Origin of the sequence: Paraburkholderia sp. RL17-347-BIC-D (assembly GCF_046027915.1) — a bacterium.
Taxonomy (GTDB): domain Bacteria; phylum Pseudomonadota; class Gammaproteobacteria; order Burkholderiales; family Burkholderiaceae; genus Paraburkholderia.
Map to the genome: position 1 here is coordinate 77,656 of NZ_JARESS010000032.1, position 20,824 is coordinate 98,479.

The window sequence follows — 20,824 nt, forward strand, 5'->3', positions numbered from 1 at the left end:
AGAGAGTAATGATAAACCTGACGACTTCAACCCATTCCGGACCGTCTGGTGACGGCAATGAATCCCCAGGCGGGCCGACGAACGGCGTTTCTCAAATGGCGCAAGCACAAATGACCGATTGGCGACGATTGCTCAGTCTTCGCGAGATGGGCGTTTACTATGCGCTAATCCTGCTGGTACTGACTATCTCTGGCGTCACCGCCTATACCGGCAGGCCCAGTTACCTGAGCGTGGCGAACATCTCCAACGTCCTGTATCAGTCGTCACTGGTGGCCATCATCGCTGTCGCCATGACGGTGATTCTGATTACTGGTAATTTCGACCTTTCGGTTGCGTCGGTGGCGGCGCTTTCGGCAGCGGTGCTCGTGGGTCTGTCCGACACGCTCGGGTTCTGGCCGGCGGCGCTCGTTGCGATGCTCGTCTCGATCCTGGCGGGCCTGTTGAACGGTGCGATCGTCCAATACCTGGGAATCAATGCGTTTATTGTTACGTTGGGGACGTTGACCGCCATCCGCGGTGTGGTTCAAATCTACACCGATGGCCGGTCTTTGTCGGTTGATACGCCCGAGGCGTTGCAGGCTATGCGGACGTTCGAATCAGGCCGCCTGCCCGTCGCCATTCCCCTCATCCTCATTGGTGCTGCGCTGTTGTTGGCGGGTTGTTGGTTCCTGCTGCGAGCACGTCGCGAAGCACGCAATATCCCTGCGACATCCTTTGGCATGATCGCTGGCGGAATATGCTGCCTTGCTCTCGTCTGGGCCGGTGGACTGTCACTTGCGTTGCCAAAACCCGTCGTATATATGGCGATTTTCACGGCGATTGTCTGGTTTGTCCTGAGCATGACGAGCATCGGTCGGCGAGTCTATGCGGTAGGCGGCAATCCCGAGGCGGCGCGCTTGTCTGGGATCAATGTCAAGCGCTACAAGATGGCTGGCTTCATCCTTTGCAGTGCGGCGGCGGGTTTCGGCGGCGTGTTGTTCGGCAGTCGCCTGGGAGCGGTCAACCCAACTGCGATGCAAGGCGCAGAGTTGACTGTTATCGCCTCGGCGATCCTCGGCGGGACTTCTCTGTTTGGCGGCGCGGGTTCCGTTATCAAGACCCTTGCAGGCGCGCTGCTCCTGTTCACCCTGACGAACGGGTTCAACATCCTCAACCTGGGTGCGAACTATCAGGGCGTCATCGAAGGAACGGTTGTTGTGACGGCGGCCGCTATTTATACGGTCGGCGGATCACGCCGCCGTAAGCGCTAGTATCTATCCGATGAGACGATGCGCTTGTGTTTGGCCGTAAAGGTCGACAAATGGCCGCCGAGTCCTCCGCCGGTATGCCCGGGACTATGCAGAGCCAACCCGCATCGATGCGTATCAACGCGATCGGATCCATCCTGGATCGAGCCCAGTTCAGGAGACGTTCATGGCATGTCTTGATTTCAGCGCGCCCGGTGTTCTAACGCCAGCTGAGAGGGAGATCATTTCGCAGGGACTCAGCGCGTTGTTACGCGAGCGATACCTGGCTTACGAAATCGCAGTGAAGGTAGCGCTTTCTCGTGGTCACAGTCAACCCAGCGTGAGTGATTTCGGGCTGCCTGACATCCTTCGTCTCAGCCGACTGATCTAGCGGAGCGCCCGGGCCTAGCGCGCGTTCGTGACAGTTCGAGTGGATTGCTCGACCGTAGCACGCGGCGGCGGGTTCTCGCTCTGCGCGCCAACGCTCGTTGCCTGTTGCATCAAATATGAAGCTAGTGGGGAGGATTGACGTGGCCAGGCAAAGTACCATTCGAACGCTTTCGGCCGGTTCTATCGGCAATTTTGGAGAAATCTACGACTTCGCAGTTTTCGGATTCTCCGTTCCGATCTTGGCGGCCCATTTCTTCCCCGGCAGCGACCGTACCGCAGCGCTTCTGAGTACTTTCGCCGTCTACGCCGTAGCGTTCTTCGCCAGGCCGCTGGGGGGATTGATGTTCGGCGTGATCGCGGACAAGGTCGGGCGTGTACAGGTCATGGCGACCACCGTCTGGCTGATGGCGCTTGGCACCGCCGTAATTGGCCTCCTGCCCACTTATGCCAGTATTGGAATTGCAGCCCCTATTCTTCTTGTCGTATGCCGGATTGCGCAAGGTCTTGCGCTCGGCGGCGAGACGACGGGCACCACCAGCTTCATCCTCGAATCCGCGCCGGAGGACCGTAGAGGCGGTTGGATCGGTTTGACTCTGATCTTTTCGCATCTGCCCAATGCTTTGGTGGCAATTCTCCTGATCGGCCTCCAATTTGCGGCAGGCGCGACTTCATATGCCGACTGGGTTTGGCGCGTCCCCTTTCTTGCCGGTGGACTTATCGGCATCGTGGGCTTCTGGCTGCGGCGCAATCTCGACGAGCCCGATGAATTCAAGCAAGCGACACGCAAGACACATCCGAAGAATCCTCTTCTTACCGCGATCCGGGAAGGAGGTCTGAAGGGCATGCTCAACGTAGCGATGATTCAGCCTGTTCAGACCGTGGGCTCGTATCTGGTACTGGGGTTTATGTACACGTTTCTCGTGCGTGTTGCGAAGCTCGATCCGACATCGGCGCTTTTCACGAACGCCGCCGCCGTCGTTGTGCTGTCGTTCATGATTCCGCTCGGAGGAATGTTGAGCGACCGCTTCGGTCGTAAGCCCATACTCACTTTCGGGGCTGCATGGTTGGCTTTCGCTGCCTATCCCGGTATTTATCTGGCGGCAACGGGCACAATTACGGGCGCGTTGGTCGGTCAGCTCCTGCTGGTTGTGGGAGTCGGACTGTATGGTGGTGCATGCTTCGTCGCCGCGCCCGAGTTCTTCCCGACGTCATTCCGTGCGACGGGACACGCGATTTCGTATCAAGTCACCGTGGCCGTGTTCGGAGGGACGACACCTTTGATCGGCACACTTCTGGTCCGCGCGTTTGGATCGCCGCTTGCGCCTGCTTACTACGTTGCAGTAGTCGCGGTTGCCTGTCTCATCATGACTCAGTTCGTGCCCGAGACGAAAGGCGTGAGTCTGCGTACCGCCACCTGTCCGGCGTCCGATGAGCGCGCTACTGGCGCCGTACATGAAGCGAGATAATTTCGCCCGTGCCCGCTTCGACCGGACTGAAACGGGCATCGGCCTGTTAGGATTCCTGAGTGACCACGTCTATCGGCGGCTGAGCTGAACGGGGCCGGCGGAGCACTAACGGCCGTGTTCTGCAATTACGCGGCTACGCGATCCTTGCGCTTATGTAGCAGTTGAATGGCCACGCCGGCGGTGCAGGCAACGGTCACCGCGCTGACCATGAAGACTGCACGCAGTCCTGCGTGGCCGCCGACCCACCCAAGGGTCGGGCTTCCTATCGCCATCGCCACATCCAGAAAGGCGGTGTAAAGGCCCATCGCCATTCCGCGATTCCTGGGCGTTATGCCGCTGACTGCCTCGACGCCGAGCCCCGGATAAACGAGTGAATAACCGAAACCGGCAACGGCCGCCCCTACTGACGCGACCAGGCTCGTCCCGGCCAGCCACATGAGCAGCAGGCCTATGGCTTCGACGATGACGAAGACGGAAGCGACTCTTGCTCCTCCGAAACGGTCGGGAAGATGGCCTCCAATCGCGCGCGCCGCGATCAGTGCGACGCCAAAGGCGGTGAAGGGCATCCACACAGGCTGCCAGTGCATAACGGTAAAGAACAGCGAACTGAACGCCAGGATTGCGCAGTAACCGATACTGGCGAGCGCCGCGCCGAGTCCGGGCAGCCAGACGGCGCTAATGATCGTATTGAAGGAGGCATGTTCCCCGTGGGCGTGCGGCGCGACTGCGGGTGTCCGGACCAGATAAGCTAGCACCATCAACGGCAGTAGCGCGGTCACAAGCGCGATCGCTAAAAAACCGAACGACGTGTAGAGAGTGGTCCCAATGGGACCGCCCAGCGCCATTGCTGCGAACATGGCTGTTCCCACCCAGGCGATAACTTTCCCGGCATGTCGGCTGTGGACGAGACCAAGCCCCCAAGCGACGCCCCCTGTAATGATGAAGCTTTCCGCCCCGCCGAGAACCGCTCGGCCGAAAAGCAGGATCGAAACGGAGAGCGTCGGCACCTTCACGAAGGCGAGCGACAGCGAGTACAGCAGCCCTGCCGCGGCTGCGGCAATGAGGCCGATGAGCACGCCGCGCTTTGCGCCGCGTCTGTCGGAATACGATCCCGCCCAGACACGCGAGAACAGCGACGCGGCGAACTGCGCACCGGCCACGAGGCCAACAACGAATGGACCGAACCCCAGATTGTTGTTCACGTGTAAGGGCAGTACCGGAAGCGCTACACCGATGATGAGGAAGCCGGCGAGCACTGCGGCCATCACCGGCACCAGCGTTGCAACAACGGACTGTCCGGCAGCTTCCGCTGAAGGTGACTCAGCCATACGATGCGCCTCTACATTATGTATCCAGGGATTTCTTGTAAAGCGTTTGAGAGCGTGCCTCGCTATTCCGACGATAGCCGCTTCGACTGCGATCTGCGCGCGGTGTCAATGGGCGGTGAAGCCCCCATCGACGGGCAGACCAACGCCGATCACAAAGCTCGCCCCCGGACTGCACAGCCACAGTACTGCGGCAGCAACTTCCTCAGGCCGACCGAGTCGCCCGATAGACTGCTCTTTCATGATGACGGCCATGACTTCCGACTGCCCCTTTAGCATGTCCTGCACCATTGGGGTATCGATCGTGCCAGGGCACACCGCGTTAATCCGGATGCCACGGGGCGCGTACTCCACGCCGGCGCTTTTGGTCATGCCTAGAACTGCGTGCTTGGTACCGTGATAAGACGCACGCCCAGGCAAGCCGACCAATCCACCGAGGGATGAGCAGTTCACGATTGCGCCCGAGCCTTGCGCGCGCATGATTTGCAACTCGTGCTTCATGCAAACCCATACACCGAACTGATTGACCGCCGTGACACGATGGAAGCTGTCCGCCGGCTCGTCGGCTGCATCGCTTGGCGGCACCTGGATGCCTGCGTTATTGAACGCCATATCCAGAGAGCCGTATTCGGCAACTGTTCGGTCAACCGCGGCGGCGACCTGGTCCTCGTCCGTCACGTCGCAGGCGACGCCGATGGCAATGCCGCCTTCCTTAACGATCTGTGCCGCCTGCTGTCTCGCGAGATCGCCGTCGCGGTCTGCCAGCACGACTGACGCGCCGCTTTGCGCGAACGCGCGGGCTGTGGCCAGGCCCATGCCCATTGCCGCTCCAGTCACGAACCCAACTTTTCCCTTGAAGTCGTAGATGACATTCATGGCTTGCTCCTTTTCATGTGATGTTCAGGACGTCCTGACCCATCCGTCAGTGATCCTTCCGAATCGTCACCTTCAGCGGGCCCGACGTTTTCAGTGCATCGACGCTTTCCGGCGCTATCCGGCCGAGCTTCACAAGGCCGTCGGCATATTCGAATTGCTTATGAAAGATCGCCAGATTGCCCCAAGGCGCATAGTAGGTCAGGTCGCCGGCGTCGGCATTGCATCCCGCCGGTGCGTCATCAGTCGAAAGGCGTCTCGGCAGATCGCTGACCTTTTCCGTCCCGGCGTAGTCCTGCAACGTGAGGGAAAGCGGAAGCAAGGACGCGAAATCGCGGGCCGCTGAACTGTCGTCCAGTTCAGCGCTAACCGCCCCGACGCCTTCGATGTCGATCACAAGCTGCATCGCTGCCTCACGCCGGGCGCTTTGAAAACACGTCCTTGAACACCGGCATCGCCGAAAAGACGTTAGGCCATCCGGCGTAGAACGCCAATTGCGTCAGCACTTCGGACGCTTCGTTTTGGCTCAACCCATTGTCCATCGCGCGGTTCAGGTGATAGGGAATCTGTGCGACCTGACCGTTTGCGACGAGCGCGCTGACCGTCACCAGGCTGCGATCTCGCGGCGCGAGCCCCGGACGAAGCCAGAGGTCGCGGAACAGCGCATCGGTTGTGTACTCGACCACGCCAGGCGCGACCGCCCCGAAAGTTTCCCCGACCACCTGCGCGCGTTGGTTTTCGGCTGCCTGGTTCAAAGGCAGCAGCGTCACATCGGCAGGAGGGATCTGATCGAGGCCAATGCCGCGCTCATCGAAGATGTGCTTGGCGACGCCCGACGCGGCAGTAGCATTGGCCCACCCCGAGTAGAAGGCCAGGTGAGCGATCATCTCCGAAATTTCAGCAGGCTTCACGCCGTTGTCGAGCGCAAGCCTGAAATGAAACGGCATCTCGACGGTCTGGCCGCGAGCGACCAGCACCGAAAGCGTCACGACGCTTCGGTCACGCGGCGAGAGTTGCGGCCGCTTCCACAGACCGTCGAGCACAGTCTGCCTCGTGTAGCGCTCGAAGGCAGGCGAAACCGACTTCAGGTCGGCGAGGGATGGCGGTTGCATGGTTTCAGTCCTTTGCGTATGTGCGCAGCCGGACGCGAGGATCGCGAGACCTGCCGCTGCAATGTGCTGCGACAGGTGGAGGACTCTGTTGTTACGGCTTGCTGTATTGCTCATCGGTGACCTGTTCGAGCCAGTTGACGTTTTTGCCATCAAGCGCCTCCTGAAGCGCGATATGAGTCATACCGGTCGTGGACGTCGCGCCGTGCCAGTGTTTGACGCCAGCGGGGACCGACACGACGTCGCCGGCGACGATCTGCTGCCGCTCGTGGCCCGATTGTTGAACCCAGCCGCGTCCGGACGTGATGATCAGCGTCTGACCGAGAGGGTGCGTGTGCCACGCAGTACGGGCGCCCGGCTCGAAGGTGACCATGCCGCCGGACAGGCGTGAAGGCGGCTCCGGGTGAAAGAGCGGATCGATCCGAATCTGGCCGGTAAAGCGCTGCGTTCCGCCCTGCACGGAAGACTGCGACCCGCTGTGCGCGACCGTTATACCTTGGAGCTCGGCAGCGGCGACGGGTGCCGCCAGCGGAGCGCAGCTCAGCGCACAGACGCCGATGATTGCCGCCAGCTTCTTCATTTCTGCTCGCCGCTGCCGAGGTACTGCTCGTCTGTCACTTTCTCCAGCCAGTTGACGTTCTTGCCGTCAAGCGCTTCCTGAATGGCGATGTGCGTCATCGAAGTCGTCGGTGTGGCGCCGTGCCAGTGCTTATGGCCGGGCGGGCACCAGATGACGTCGCCCGCGCGGATCTCGACGCGCGTCTCGCCTTCGCATTGCGTCCAGCCGCAGCCAGCCGTCACAAGTAGCGTCTGACCGAGTGGGTGCGTATGCCATGCGCTACGCGCGCCGGGCTCAAACGTGACGCTTGCGCAGGAGACTCGCGCCGGAGGAGGTGGAGCGTTCAGCGGGTCGATCCACACTGTGCCCGTGAACCATTCGTCAGGGCCTTTCATAGAGGGCTGGGAGCCCGCGCGCTTGAGTTCCATAATCGTACCTTTTCAACGTTTCAAATGGTTTATGTGCGGGAAGATTGCGCTTTCTGGCGATGCCTACTGCCAAGGCGAGACGCCAATACATAGCGGAAAGCGTCGTTCGCAGCGGCGTCGTCCGCGTCGTTCGCGTTACGACGTCCAGTGTAGACTCCGATCCTGTAGCTGATAAGTTGGCAAAATCGGCATGCACTTATGCAGGAGGGGCATAAATGATTTGGGAAAGTCTGAACGACCTGTTTGCCTCCGCAACGGCGCACGAGAGCGGAATTCCACTCGGGCCGCGGCTCACTTAGGCGTGTCTAAGCCCGCGCATCTTCGCCTTCCCGCTCGAGAATCCTTGATGTCCTGGTCTCTGTGCAAAGGGAATCAGCGGGGCAAGTTCGCGTCGACGGGCAACCCGTATTTAACTTGAGGTATCAAATGCTCGATGCCGCTGTGGAAGATTCAGGCTGCCTATTTGCCGAAGGATCTCACGGAGGAGCACGTACGTACCGGACGGCTGGTCGGGATGCTTGAGAGCTGGTATCCAACCTATGTTGGATATCACTTTTACTACGCGAGCCGCCGTCGGACGTCAACGGCCGTTTCGGTAGTCATCGACGCGCTGAAACAGTCATACTGATAAGTCGTCGCGTCGCTTTCACACACAAGACGCTCGACCGTACCTGTATTTGCCGAAGACAGACCGGTGTCCGCTCGAATGACACGGAGTCGGGTCCGCGACGTAGATTTTTGATGCACAGATTGACGGGGCACGGAGAACGCAAACTGTCCAAACCTTTTGCACAAGGTTGGGCCGGATGAGGGGGGTGCGAGCGCGCACTACCGATCCTGAGTTCGATCACACCGAATGTCGTCGCTGAGGCGTTCGCGTCAGCAACGCCCAAGCTGCCAGCGATTGGCGTTACGTGGGCCATACGCTGACCGCCAACCACCATGGGCTGGTGGTCAATGCCCGGCTGAGCTGTGCTCACGGACATGCCGACCGGGAAGCGGCCAAGGTCATGATCAACGATGCCGCCGCGACGACGCGTTACTGACGGTTCGGGCGAGACTTTACCAGTTGATGCGGTGCTTTTCCTCGGTTTCGCGGTGGCGCTCGTCGTCAGACGTGTGCAGGTAGGGGTTGGTACTCGTCAGTGATGCATGACGCAGGTTGTCCCGCACGGTCCGCAGATCCGCGCCGCCGTCGGCCATATGCGATCCGGCGGTGTGGCGCAGCCAGTGCGCGGAGGCCTGTTCGAGCTGCTCCGCCTGTCCCGCGAATTCGTCGCCGCGCAGCCGGAGCCGCCCGGCCGCGCCGGCAAAAATATCCTTGACGATGGTGTGCAGCGCCGCGCGCGTCAGCGGCTTCATGGATTTGCCCAGCGGCAGCACGAGTGGGGTGTCCTCGTGCCTGGCGGGCAGGGCGGACAGGCCGCGCTCGCGCCGGTAACGGCCAAGCTCAACCATCATTTCCGCCGAGGCGGGCACCAGTCCTTCCTTGTCGCCCTTGCCCAGCACTTCGAGCCACCAGCGCTCATGACCGTCGGCGTCGCGCCGGCAGAAGAAGCCGCCCATCGTGTTGCCGCCCACCTCCGAAATCCGCAGGCCGCCGAGATAGAACAGCGTGAACAGCCACCGCGCGCGCAGGTAGCGCTCCCGCTCGCGCGGCGTGTCCTTCGGCAGGCTGTCAATATACAGCTTCACGTCCTGCCACAACTCGCGGTCGAGATAGCGTGTGATGCGTGGCTTTGAACGGCGCGCGCGCTGGCGCGACAGTGACAGGGGGTTGCCGGCCAGATAGCCGGCTTCGACGAGCCACGCGAACAGCGCGTTGATGATCACCATCGCCTGGTACTGGCTGCTCGGCCGCAGCGTTTTGTAGAACGGTCGCCAGCGCGCGTCATGGCGCGGGTACTTGCGCCCGCCGTCGGCGACCCAGCGTGCGTGCGGCTGCGGATCCTGCAGGAACTGGCGAAACGGCACTGTCACGTTAAATTGTTCGCGACGCAATAACGGAGCGGACACGCGCTTGCTCACAAAACGGGCGGATTTTGGGTAGCCTCAGTCAAACAATGCCAGGCGGCGAAGCGTGCGGCAAGCTGTTTGCGATAGAGTGAGGCGCGTAGCAGGTGTCGCTTGAGTGCGAAGTGCTGCCGGATCGGACCGAAGCTCGATAAGAATGCCTGCGTGCGTTCAGGATCGCGGAAGCCACGCATGCGTCGCTCACGCTCGCGCGTCGGTTGATGGCTGTTTTCAGCCCGGTTATTGATCCGCGCGCTGGCTTTGACGAAGACGTGCCTGACGTGAGCCAGCACGGGAATCTCGGCTTTCGCCGCCGGATAGCTTCTCAACTGGTCGGTCACAATCTTGCGTGGTGTCTCATGGCACGAGGCAAGCACGCGCTTGAAAAACCGCTTCGCTGCCGCCTTGTCACGGCGCTTCTGTAGCAGGATATCGAGTTCAGCACCGTGCTGGTCGACGGCGCGCCACAACAGGTAAGGCTCGCCGCGCAACGTCACGAATACTTCGTCAAGATGCCATGTGGTGCCGGGCTTGCGACGTGCAGCCTTGACGCGATGCGCGAACCTCGCGCCGAACTTGTCGGCCCAGCGTCGGACCGTTTCGTAACTGACGACAACCCCGCGCTCGAACAGCAGTTCTTCGATGTCACGCAGACTGAGCTGAAACCTGAAATACCAGCGCACCGCGCAACTGATGACCGCCGCAGGAAAGCGGTGACCGTGGTAAAGCGATTTTGCATTATTCATCACGCGATCTTACTCGACCGACCCAGCAACGTGACAGTGCCCTTCCGACTCCGCGTCGGAGTAGTAGGTGCCATCGATGTGATATGCCTTTGATATGGTGCCGCTGACGGGCGCATGCCAGCGATGATAGTTGTAGGCACTGAGAAACGCCTGATAGACCGAGCCCCCCACGAACCGTTGCGCGAGATCGCGTTGACACGCCGTGAACATGTCCTGCAATGAGTACGGTTGCGATTTGATCCAGAAGCGATCGTGAAGTCTGACGTCCTGCTGGACGTTATAGGGCGACGCTTCGCAGGCGCTGATGATAATCTTGTCGTCAGCCGGAGAAGCGACCGGTCGTGCGTCGGGCAGAAACCGGCGCGTAAAAAAGTCATTCCACGACGCGAAGCCCCAAAATGGCTGTTGCGGATCACACTCGAAATCCGGCATGCCAATTTTCTTGACTGCTTCGGGGCAGAACCATCCGTTGGGCGATGCAGTATTCAGGTGACTACGCGAATAAGGGCCGCTCAGGAATCCACACCAGACGCCCAGCACGCGCTTCAGTTGGGCGTTGAACGCGGGGTCCCGGAAGAGCGAATATCCGGAGGGCATACACATCGGCCAGTCGAGCAACGCGTTCAATGGACAGATGATGAGGCTGGACTCGCTGAACGGCGGCGCATACGTCATCACATAGTCGATTAATAGCATCAACTCGTCGATCGTTGAATAGCCGAGCTCATAGCCGGCGGACGACGCGTCATCAATGGCCCGCGCGAGATCCATGCGAAGCACAGGATCGTCATTGACAAGCGCCGCGAGTTCCTGGACAACGCTCGCCCGCGGCGCCCCGCCGGCGCGCTCGCGGGCACGCGCGGCGAGATTCTTTCTGAATTTGGCGAGCGCCGCCTCTCTGGAGGGTAGCCAGCCCCCCAGCCGCCGTCGTTCGTCGATCATCGTGTCTGATCCGGTTGCCATCACCTGTTCTCCCGTGTGTTGCGCAACGCAAAGAATTGACGAGGGGCGTCCAAGGCCGTCTCGTGTTCGCTATCGGAAGCAGCTCAAGGCAGATGGTTCCCGCCCGTGACACCATAAATTTCGCCGGTCACAAAGCTGGATTCCTGCGATGCGAGCAGCACATAGATCGGCGCGAGTTCCGCGGGCTGACCGGGACGCTTCATTGGAACCTCGGCTCCGAAGCGCATGACTTTCTCCTGCGGCTGCCCCCCGCTGGGCTGCAACGGCGTCCATACGGGTCCGGGCGCGACAGCGTTGACGCGGATGCCTTTTCCGGCAACCTGTTTGGCGAGCCCGTGCGTAAACGCGGTGATTGCGGCCTTCGTCGAGGCGTAGTCGAGCAGAAGCGGACTTGGCTGGTAACTCTGGATCGAACTCGTATTGATAATCGTCGCGCCGGGTGGCATATGCGGTAGCGCCGCCTTACACAGCCAGAACATCGCGAAGACATTCGTACGGAAGGTCGCCTCGAACTGCTCGGTAGTGAGGTCTGCGATGTTCTCAACCGCGTGCTGTTTGCCAGCCACGTTGACCAGAATATCTATCCCGCCAAGCCCCTCGACAGTTTGATCAACGAGACTTTTGCAAAATTTTTCATGTCCGACATCACCCGGAATGGCAAGGACCTTACGGCCCTCCTTCGTCGCCAGTTGCAAAACTTCCTGCGCGTCCGCTTCTTCACTGGGTAGGTAATTGAGGACGAGATCCGCGCCTTCCCTTGCAAAAGCGATCGCCACGGCCCTGCCGATGCCGCTGTCAGCGCCGGTGATGAGCGCCCGACGCCCGGCCAACCGGCCAAAACCCTTGTAGCTTGTTTCTCCATGGTCCGGCTTCGGCTTCATGTCTCTGGCGAGGCCGGGCGCCGGCTGCGGCTGCTTTTCGAATTCCGGCCCCGGATATTGTGTCGTCGGATCCTGCATCGTGAACTGATCGAAGGTTTTGCCCATTTTCACTCTCCGGTTAAGGACTCATCGCCGCCGCTGGACTACAGCGGGCAGGCGGAAAATAGGAGCGTCCGCAATTCGCATTCCTCGCCGATGTTGGCATTACACACACACGTTGCGACGGGGCACCCGGGCCGCAATTGACAGGCCAGCCTGGCTGGACCATACCCGTCCATTACGATGGGCAAAGTAGCCATGCGGAATCCGAACCGCAGTTCATGAATCGCCATGAATGCCCAGGTGGCAACGATGAACAACGGACGTTCCACATGCCAGCCTTCCTCGTCCGGCGGGCCCGTGGGCGCGTCCGGTCGTCATCTGTCTTTTGCGCCTGCGTATTCCACGCCAAACCGAACGCTGATTCCACGGCAAATCGAGCACGGATTCCACAGCAAGCCGAGCGTCGATTCCCCGGCAAATCGAGCAGGGATTCCACGGCTGCCCGAGCGCGTTTTCCACGCGTAACCGAGCAGTAAGCCGGAGGGACGGCGACGCGGGATAACCATGGCACGCTTGACGATTTTGTCGAGCGAGCGAATGTCGAATAAAAGGTTAACTGTCGTTCGCCTATCAGCGATGTCGCGGGCGCCCAGCATAATGGGCCGGATGTTTGATGGGCGGCTCATTACGCTGATGAGTACAGGAGTCTGGATTAATTCGAACCCGACAGGTCATAGGCTACACGAGTAACATTCTGCGACATGACTTACCCTGCGCTTCATCAGGCTGGCGTTTGGGCCGAAATGCCCGTTAGGTTCGTCGGCGGTTGGAACTGACTGCCAGCGAAGCTACCGTTGTGATCGCATATCCACATAAACGCCCATTGTTGCGCTACCTCGATCGCCTCTTCCTCAGTGTCGAACCACGAAAGATTGCGCTCGATGTGCATTTCGCCGTCTACATCCTCGTCCGCGGAAACGCGGACCAGTCGCGAGCGTGCGAAGAATTTCCCACAGGAGAATTCCGGGGTTGCATCAATGATCCACCCAAGGTACCCGCATTTCATGATCACCTCCATACCAGGCTATTGAGATTTGAAAACCAACCATGGAATCATCCGATCGTGTTCGCTAGTGCTCCTCCCTGGGTCAAGTTTGCAGGGCTTTGTTTCTGCAGTTGGGCAGACGCCATCACGGACCAGCGCCAAGGCGATTAACCCTTCGGCGTTCAAATAACGATCGTCACCAGAGCAAATGACGGGCCATTTCTACATATACACCGCGGCTAACGAAGCCACTTGCGTTCCCGCGCCCGCCGGCGCGGCTTCTGCCAGGCAGGACGGCCCCATAGGTGAAACTACTGCGCCAGCATCGGACTGCAGGCGCCGCGTTCTGAAAAATTTTTTGCTATTTTTGAAAAAAATATCGACGCCCGAAACGGGTCGTTCCGCCGGTCGCCGTCAGGCAGAGACGGCCAAAAGCGGCAATCCCGAAACCGCCGACGAAGGACCGTATGACGTTGCAGGTGGCGCGAACGACTCTAGGTGTCGCCGCGAACCGAACGCGATTGCCCGATCGCCGCAAGCAAGGCGGCCAGCGATACCGGTTTGCCAACGTGTGCGTCGAAGCCGGCGTGCAGTGCTTCCGTCACATCTTTTTCGCGTCCAAATCCGGTTAAAGCGATTGCTGGTGTGGTCGCCGTCTGGGATAGCTTCCGGAGTTCCGCAATGAGTTCATAGCCGCTCATTCCCGGCATGCCGATATCCGACAGGATCAGATCAAATGGGGCTTCGGCTGCTGCGGCGAGCGCCGCCTTCCCGCTGAGTTCGGCACGCACTTTCGCGCCTTCCATTTCCAGCAGCGTCCGGAAGGCGTCCAGTGCGTCGGCAGAATCGTCCACAAGCAGCACTCGCAAATCCTTCAGGACGCTCCCATCAACCTCAATGTGGGCATGTTCCGCAGGCAACGAGGTGGCGATTTCGGGCAGTCTCACGGAGAACGTCGCGCCCCGCCCGACGCCATCGGAATGCGCGTGGATCTGCCCGCCGTGCATTTCCACCAGTTGCTTCACCAGCGAAAGCCCGATGCCCAGGCCGCTGTGTTCCCGGGCGGGACCGGTACGGCCCTGGCTGAACATATCAAAGACGCGGGGAAGAAAATCAGGTGCGATTCCCTGTCCTGTATCTTCAACCTGCACACACACGAATCCGTCTTCAGGCAAAAGAGTCACGTCTACCCGGCCGCCCGCCGGAGTGAACTTCAGCGCATTGCGGATGATGTTCCAGAAGATCTGTTCCAGACGGACCGGGTCAGCCTGTATCTGAACAGGGCTGTCCATGCCTGAAACGGATACGGTAACGCCGCTGGCAGCCGCGTCAGACGCGCTAGCGTCGACCACCGTGCGCACGATTGCCGAAACGTCGACGGATACCAGATGCAGCGCGAGTTTGCCGGTTCGCGCCCGGGACAGGTCAAGCAGATCGTCAATGATTTTTGCCTGGCCGACCACCGCCCGGAGAATCACATCGGTTGCGTCCCGAACCAGCGGGATGTCCCGAAGTTCCGGTGCGCGTGTCAGCATCTCCGCCTTCACGTGTATGAGGTTCAGGGGGTTCTTGAGTTCATGCGACAGCACCGCAAAGAATTCGTCCTTTTGCCGGTTCGCCGACACGGCACGTGCCCGAACCCGCCGTTCCAGTTCGAGCTGATTGGCCTGGCGACTTTCGGCACTCTTCCGGTCGGTGAGATCGCGCGCGATTTTTGAGTAGCCTCTGAAGCCTTCCGTGTCGATCGCGGTCACCACGCCACTGCAGTAGATCCGCCTGCCATCCTTGCGCACATGCCACCGTTCATCGTCCGCGCGACCCGCACTTATGGCCTTTTTTCTTTCGGCCAGCGGGACACCCTGTTCCCGATCCTCCGCCGAAAAGATAAGATCGATTGGCTTTCCGATAGCTTCCCCTTCTTCATAGCCGAACACGCTCTGCGCGCCTCTGTTCCAGCTCACTATCACCCCGTCCAGGTCCTGTACGATGATCGCGTAGTCGTTTGTGGTGAGAGCGGCAAACTTCAATCGCTCTTCGCTGGCTCGCGCCGCGTCTTCAGCGTGGCGCCGCGCACTAATATCAATCAGGGTCAGCACCGCGCCCTCGATGCGGTCATCGAGTGTCCGGTACGGCAGCAGTCGCGCAATGAACCACTCTCCATCGTTCGTGCTGACTTCCCGTTCCGTCAGCTTGAGCGTCTCGAATGCAGCGGCCGCGTCCTGTGCCAGTTCCGGATAGTTCAGGCGATGCCGGAGATCCAGCAATGGCCGGCCAATATCAGTCTCGATCAGGTTGAAGATATTCACTGCAGGCGCGGTAAAGCGCTTGATCCGCATGGCCCGATCCACGAAGATCGTCGCGATGCCGCTGGAAAAAATGAGATTCTGAAGGTCGTCGTTTGCCCTCGCTTCGTCTTCGACCTTTGTCTGTAGCTCGGCATTCACCGTAACCAGTTCTTCATTGACCGACTGAAGCTCTTCCTTGCTGGTTTCGAGCTCTTCAGTTGCCGAGCGCATTTCCTCGTTGATTGCCTGCAATTCCTCATTCGATGCTTTCAGTTCCTGGGTCGACAGGTTCGATTGTTCGACGTTGGACTGCAGAAGTTCTTTCGTCCGGATCAGTTCAGTTTCGAGGTGGGATACGACGCGGTCCTGACCAGAGTCGCGAGCCGGATCGGGTGAGCCCACCATTTCTGGTTCGTCAAATTCGTCGAAGAAGATGGCGACCACATCGCCGCCGGCTGCCTCGTCGTGGAATGGATGGACAGAGAGACTGACATAGGACACGGTGTCGCCCCGTGAGCACCGGACCCGTTTGACCTCGACACTATTGCCATGCTGCAGCGCCTGATGGAGCGCGGTTCTCAGTTCGAGGCGCAGATCAGGATTCACGACGGTGAGCAGATTGTGCGATGGCTCGCCGCCGACGTAACGCAGAAAGCGTCCGACGTGTTCGGACATGTGCAGGATTTCAGCGTCCCGGTCGACGAGAATGCTCGGCGGCGAGAAATGTTCGATCACCCGCTGATGCAACGGCGCAAACGAAAAGCTTGCCGGCCTGGGTAACGGCCGCGCGACGTCGACCTGGGATGTGTGCGGCATTTTCCCTGCTGACGTTAGTTGGGGCGTCACGCGCGTTCGGTGCGTGGCAGGTTTCGCGCGGTAAATGCGGTTCTTCTTGTCGACGGGCGCAAACAGGTCCTGCGCTATCTCCGCTGACTCGGAGCTCCCTAGGAAAAGGTATCCGCCAGGGCGCAAGGCGAAATGGAAAGTCTGCAGGACCTGCCGCTGAACATCGCGGTCAAGATAGATAAGCAGGTTGCGGCATGTCACGAGGTCAAGCTGCGAAAATGGCGGATCACGCAGGATGTTGTGCGCGGCAAAGAGAACCTTTTCCCTGAGCGCCTTGCTAACAACGTAAAACGCTCGCGTGTGAGTGAAAAACTGCCGCAGCCGGGAGGGCGGCACATCGGTCAGGATGGACTCGAGATAGCGGCCGGATCGCGCTGACTCGATGGCGCGTTCGTCAATGTCGGTGGCGAATACCTGAATGCCGGACTGATGGTTCTCTTCGGCCAGCCGTTCGCACAACAGCATGGCGAGCGAATAGGCCTCTTCGCCCGTCGAGCACCCGGCAACCCAGGCGCGAACCTGTTCTTCTTCGTTTCTGGCTTCAAAGATCCTGGGCACGACCTCCCGTTCCAGTGCTTCGAACGCTTCGCGATCCCGGAAAAAATTCGTGACGCCAATCAGCATGTCCCGCAGCAACGCCCCGTTTTCGTCGTGATGTCGTTCCAGAAACAGCAGGTACGAAGGCAGATCAGGAAGCGCATTGACCTGCAGGCGTCGTTCGATGCGCCGCAACACCGTTGCGCGCTTGTAGTGACGGAAGTCATGCCCGGTGTGAATCCGCAGTGCCTTGAGGATCTCCTGTAACGCATTTTCGGCTGTCGCTACAGCGTTTTCACTCGGCGGGGCCGCGGCGATCGGCGGCGCCCCTTCAACCGCCGGTAGCTGGATCACCTGTGCATTGCTCCACAGTTCGATCAGTTTTTGCGGAAGATCGACGACCGGCAGCGACATGTCTATCAGCCCGGTGGCAATGGCGTTTTGTGGCATCTCGCCGTACTCGGCGTCGTCCGGACTCTGAGCCAGCGTGACGCCGCCACACTCCTTGATCCGTCCGATCCCGGCGGTCCCATCACTGCCCGTGCCGGAGAGGATTACGCTTATGGCGCGAGCGCCGTGTGCGTTCGCAAGGCTTCGAAAGAACCGGTCGATGGCCACCGGCCTGCCCGACGGGCGCTCCGCGGGCGTCACCCGGAGATAGCCATCAAACATGGATAGGTCATTCGATGGGGAGATCAGATAGACGCTGTTTTTTTCGATGTGCGTCGGCTCGCGAACCTGCATGACGGGCATTGAAGTTACCCGCTGCAGCACCTGATCAGCACGACTTTCGTACTTCGGGGAAAGATGCAACACAATGACGAATGCCATGCCACTGTCTGCGGGCATCTGCTCGAAGAGACGAAGAAGCGCCTGGATGCCGCCCGCGGAAGCGCCGATGCCTACCACCGGAAACGCCGGTGAAGCGGCGGGCGTAGCCGTAGCGCCGGATTGTCCGGAGCCAGGGTCTGAGGATGTTGTAGTGGTCATGGGCAGCGATGAAGGGTCCGGGGATAACGGGCCCGGTTTGCCGTGAGACGACGGCATGGATCGTCCAGCGTACACCGGCCTGCATGGACAGGAAAGCAGAAGCCGCGCCTGGACACAGTGATCAGGTGCAAGTACGCAAGTGTTGCCGGAATTTTTGCCGCGCCAGACGCAATCGGTAATAAGTGGGATTGTATGCGGATGCAGAAATGCGTGAGCCGTCGCGCCCATTTTCTTGATGAGCCGACAAACGGTCCGCCCTTAAACGACCAGGATAGAACACCGCTTCAGACGGAACACGTCAAGTATGTGTCAGCAGGCAGACGCGATATGCTGGGAATGAATCAGTCGAGGGTCGAACTGGGACATCGAGTCGGTAGCAGTCGCTCGAGCATTGGTACTTCCTTCCTTGATGGTAAGCCTATTTTGCACTGCAGGGCTTCGTGAGCATCGGTCGAAGCGAGGTGCCGTTTCCGCTCCTGGCGTCCAGCCAGCTCTTTGGCGTCTGCCCGAGCTCGGTGACAGCCGTGCTGAAAAGCGTTTAACCATCCCAGAACGCCGCCGGACATGTTTCCGATAGCGACCTTCAACGTGGTGACTTAATGCGTGCGTAAGATGTTTGCTTTTTTTCCGTCGAGCCATGTTCGTCAGCGTCAAAGCACGGGTCCTTACGGACGAAACCAACGTCTACACCGAGATTCCCGCGCTTCTTACCGCGTCAGGGATTCTTGAACCGCTGATCGACTACTTCCTGCACCGGAGCCACGATCGGAGTCTGGAATGGATGCGGAAGGTAACGCGGTCAATTCGACTCTTCCTCGAATACCTCCAGGTGGCTTTGTCAAGTTGACGGTTGTAAACTACCTTTTTGACTAAAGCGTAGTTATCCTGATTAGATAGCTTTCTGAGATACGGTAGTGACAGTCCAACTATGCCATGTGACGAAGCGTTCCTGGAGTACGGCACGATGACATGCCGCGCTCATCCGATGTCTGGGCAGCGCGAAGTGCTGCCGGATCGGGCCAAAGCATGAAAGAAACGCTTGCGTGCGACGCGCATCGCGGAAGCCGCACATCTGGCGTTCGCGCCTGCGGGTCGGTTGGTGGCTGTTTTCGGCACGGTTGTTCACACGTGCAGCCGCCTTGACGAAAACGTGCTTTACATGAGCGAGCTCAGGAATCTCAGCCTTCGCCGCCGGATAGCTGCGCAACTGGTCGGTCACGATCTTGCGCGGCACCGGGTTTGAACGCAGCACCCGCCGGAAGAAGCGCTTTGCCGCGGACTTATCGCGCCGCTTTTGCACCAGCACATCGAGCTCAGCACCGTGCTCGTCGACCGCTCGCCACAACAGATACGGCTCGCCGCGCAGCGTCACGAACATCTCGTCCAGATGCCATATGCTGCCCGGCCTGGGCCGCGCCGCTTTGGCGCACCGGGCGAATTCAGCGCCGAATTTGTCGCACCAGCAACGGATCGTTTCGTACGTGACCACGACACCACGCTCGGGCAACAACTCCTCGACGTCGCGCAGGCTCAGGCTAAACCGGAAATACCACCGAACCGCGCAGCTGATGACGACGGCAGGGAAACGGTGACCGTGATAAAGCGATTTCGTTTTCTTCATCACTTCATTCTACCGCCGCCTCCACATCAACCTGACAGTGCCCGGAAAGGTTGCGCCGTCCATGCCGACCTGGCTGATCGACGGCAAGCGCCCGTCGCGACTCGCGTGGTTGCTGAAGGAGCGCATCCTGCCGCCCGTTTACTGGCACGTGATGCTCAAGGGGCGCGAGTGGCTGGTGCAGCCTGAATTCGTGGGCTAACGCAGCGGCTATTGGCAACCTCTAACTTCACTTGTTCTCGGCGCCATCGTGTGACGAAGCGCGACGTGCTTCATTTGCAAGACGTAATGCGACTCCATCGCGCCCCCGTCTTCCGCGTAGACGCGCGTGCAAATCGCATGAACGCAACTGTTGGTATTTCGGCTAGTCGTCCCCGACTTCCTTGCCGGGGAGTCGATGCCCTGCGGGATACGTGCGGCGGCTTTTGTATGAAGACGTTTCACGCCCGTTAAGGCGTTAGCTGTTCATCTTTTTACCCCGCGGGTAAGCGATCCCGCCGGGGTCGCTCCGCATTCACTTGTGGAGTTTCTATGTTCGAAGCAGCAATTCTTGGCGCATATCCCGCACAGTTCGAGACGGAAGCTGAAGCGATGAAGTACATCGAGGGTCAGCCGACGTGTCCGAATGAAGTTCGTCCGTGGGTGCGCAACATGAAGCGGGCGGCGGGAGAGAAGGAATTTCTCGTCATCGGTGGCAGACCGACGCCCGACCGGGGGGCAGCGTGATGAGTGCGGCGCTTACCGAGCCGAGCTGGCTTTCGGCGTATGCGGTCGGTCAAAAGCAGGGATGGGCACAGGCTGTCATGGCCTACGCCGATTACTACTGCGTTGACGGCAGTGCCGATGACGATCCCGATATCGAGGAACGTCTGACCATGCATAGCCCGCCGATGGTGGGCTATGCAAGCCGTACGGGGACGCGTCGCAATCTCGAGGCCCTCTCCGATGCGGACTGGCGTCTTCTGGTCTCGGCCAAAGGCGAACATCGCACAGAGGGTATGCGCTATGCGATTGATAACGGCGCGTGGACTGCGTATCAGCGTGGCGAGCCGTTCGATGAATCCGCGTTTCTGGCGGTCGTCGAAAAGCTCGGCGAGCGCGCGGACTGGATCGTCCTCCCGGACATCGTGCAGGGAGGTCTCGCGTCGCTCGACTTCTCGTTGCGCTGGAAGGAACGTCTTCGGGGAATTCCGTCACAGCTGCTCATCGCGGTGCAGAACGGGATGCAACTGGAGGACGTCGCGCCGCTCCTGTCGCCCGTCGTTGGGATTTTCATCGGCGGATCGACTGAGTGGAAAGAAGCAACGGCAGAAGCGTGGGGATTGCTCGCACGCCGGCGCAACTGTCACCTTCATGTCGGTCGCGTCAATTCGGCTCGTCGCATCCGCATCTGTGCCGCTGACCGTTTAGATCTGGAAGACTGTCGCAAGCTGAGGTCCCTCAACCGCTACCTGACGCGGAGATACGGCATGTCTCCCAAGC

Annotated in this window: 17 protein-coding genes and 2 pseudogenes; 6 read left to right on the forward strand and 13 right to left on the reverse strand. The window is 59.9% G+C overall.

Features of this window, described 5'->3' with window-relative positions; translation table 11 throughout:
* The first annotated feature begins 8 nt into the window (after positions 1 to 8).
* On the forward strand, positions 9 to 1,250 hold the full coding sequence (locus tag P0D96_RS32515; protein ID WP_408317617.1) for an ABC transporter permease: 1,242 nt from the start codon (positions 9 to 11) through the stop codon (positions 1,248 to 1,250).
* A gap of 506 nt (positions 1,251 to 1,756) precedes the next feature.
* Positions 1,757 to 3,082 carry an MFS transporter gene (locus tag P0D96_RS32520; RefSeq protein WP_408317619.1) on the forward strand — a complete coding sequence of 442 codons (1,326 nt, stop codon included), beginning with the start codon at positions 1,757 to 1,759 and terminating at the stop codon, positions 3,080 to 3,082.
* 125 nt (positions 3,083 to 3,207) lie between these two features.
* Here the strand turns inward: P0D96_RS32520 and P0D96_RS32525 are convergent, their stop codons facing one another.
* From P0D96_RS32525 to P0D96_RS32550, 6 genes are all read right to left on the reverse strand, one after another.
* Positions 3,208 to 4,410 carry an MFS transporter gene (locus tag P0D96_RS32525; protein WP_408317621.1) on the reverse strand — a complete coding sequence of 401 codons (1,203 nt, stop codon included), beginning with the start codon at positions 4,408 to 4,410 and terminating at the stop codon, positions 3,208 to 3,210.
* A 105-nt stretch (positions 4,411 to 4,515) separates the two neighbouring features.
* Positions 4,516 to 5,283: an SDR family oxidoreductase gene (locus P0D96_RS32530; protein WP_408317623.1), complete on the reverse strand. Its 768-nt coding sequence runs from the start codon at positions 5,281 to 5,283 to the stop codon at positions 4,516 to 4,518.
* Between the two features lie 46 nt (positions 5,284 to 5,329).
* On the reverse strand, positions 5,330 to 5,686 hold the full coding sequence (locus P0D96_RS32535) for a cyclophilin-like fold protein (RefSeq protein WP_408183628.1): 357 nt from the start codon (positions 5,684 to 5,686) through the stop codon (positions 5,330 to 5,332).
* 7 nt (positions 5,687 to 5,693) lie between these two features.
* Positions 5,694 to 6,392 carry a carboxymuconolactone decarboxylase family protein gene (locus P0D96_RS32540; RefSeq protein WP_408183627.1) on the reverse strand — a complete coding sequence of 233 codons (699 nt, stop codon included), beginning with the start codon at positions 6,390 to 6,392 and terminating at the stop codon, positions 5,694 to 5,696.
* A 91-nt stretch (positions 6,393 to 6,483) separates the two neighbouring features.
* Complete coding sequence (locus P0D96_RS32545; protein WP_408317639.1) at positions 6,484 to 6,882, reverse strand: (R)-mandelonitrile lyase; 399 nt, start codon at positions 6,880 to 6,882, stop codon at positions 6,484 to 6,486.
* Positions 6,883 to 6,965: 83 nt separating this feature from the next.
* Positions 6,966 to 7,376 (reverse strand): (R)-mandelonitrile lyase, encoded by a 411-nt coding sequence (locus P0D96_RS32550; protein ID WP_408183625.1) that lies wholly within the window; start codon positions 7,374 to 7,376, stop codon positions 6,966 to 6,968.
* An 890-nt stretch (positions 7,377 to 8,266) separates the two neighbouring features.
* Between P0D96_RS32550 and P0D96_RS32555 the strand changes: the two are divergent.
* Positions 8,267 to 8,401 (forward strand): annotated as a pseudogene (locus P0D96_RS32555) (IS5/IS1182 family transposase); the annotation flags it as partial.
* Between the two features lie 37 nt (positions 8,402 to 8,438).
* Here the strand turns inward: P0D96_RS32555 and P0D96_RS32560 are convergent.
* The 7 genes and pseudogenes from P0D96_RS32560 to P0D96_RS32590 form a co-directional block, all read right to left on the reverse strand.
* A complete protein-coding gene (locus tag P0D96_RS32560; protein WP_408317625.1) occupies positions 8,439 to 9,392 on the reverse strand; it encodes a tyrosine-type recombinase/integrase in 954 nt (317 codons plus the stop codon).
* Between the two features lie 8 nt (positions 9,393 to 9,400).
* Positions 9,401 to 10,135: an IS6 family transposase gene (locus P0D96_RS32565; RefSeq protein ID WP_408182913.1), complete on the reverse strand. Its 735-nt coding sequence runs from the start codon at positions 10,133 to 10,135 to the stop codon at positions 9,401 to 9,403.
* Positions 10,136 to 10,174: 39 nt separating this feature from the next.
* Positions 10,175 to 11,098 (reverse strand): annotated as a pseudogene (locus P0D96_RS32570) (phosphatidylserine decarboxylase family protein); the annotation flags it as partial.
* 83 nt (positions 11,099 to 11,181) lie between these two features.
* The gene (locus tag P0D96_RS32575; protein WP_408317627.1) at positions 11,182 to 12,084 is read right to left on the reverse strand and encodes an SDR family oxidoreductase; all 903 of its coding nucleotides are present in this window, start codon (positions 12,082 to 12,084) and stop codon (positions 11,182 to 11,184) included.
* 718 nt (positions 12,085 to 12,802) lie between these two features.
* Complete coding sequence (locus tag P0D96_RS32580; protein ID WP_408317629.1) at positions 12,803 to 13,087, reverse strand: hypothetical protein; 285 nt, start codon at positions 13,085 to 13,087, stop codon at positions 12,803 to 12,805.
* Between the two features lie 473 nt (positions 13,088 to 13,560).
* Entirely contained in the window at positions 13,561 to 17,724 is a 4,164-nt protein-coding gene (locus P0D96_RS32585) for a CheR family methyltransferase (protein WP_408317631.1), read from the reverse strand.
* 889 nt (positions 17,725 to 18,613) lie between these two features.
* A complete protein-coding gene (locus tag P0D96_RS32590; RefSeq protein ID WP_408317633.1) occupies positions 18,614 to 19,345 on the reverse strand; it encodes an IS6 family transposase in 732 nt (243 codons plus the stop codon).
* Between the two features lie 61 nt (positions 19,346 to 19,406).
* On the opposite strand from P0D96_RS32590, the gene P0D96_RS32595 reads away from it, so the two are divergent.
* From P0D96_RS32595 to P0D96_RS32605, 3 genes are all read left to right on the forward strand, one after another.
* The gene (locus P0D96_RS32595) at positions 19,407 to 19,544 is read left to right on the forward strand and encodes a hypothetical protein (RefSeq protein ID WP_408182917.1); all 138 of its coding nucleotides are present in this window, start codon (positions 19,407 to 19,409) and stop codon (positions 19,542 to 19,544) included.
* Positions 19,545 to 19,873: 329 nt separating this feature from the next.
* Positions 19,874 to 20,068 (forward strand): hypothetical protein, encoded by a 195-nt coding sequence (locus tag P0D96_RS32600; RefSeq protein WP_408182910.1) that lies wholly within the window; start codon positions 19,874 to 19,876, stop codon positions 20,066 to 20,068.
* On the forward strand, positions 20,068 to 20,824 hold a 757-nt coding region (locus tag P0D96_RS32605; protein WP_408317635.1), incomplete at its 3' end, for a hypothetical protein. The genes P0D96_RS32600 and P0D96_RS32605, both read left to right, overlap by 1 nt.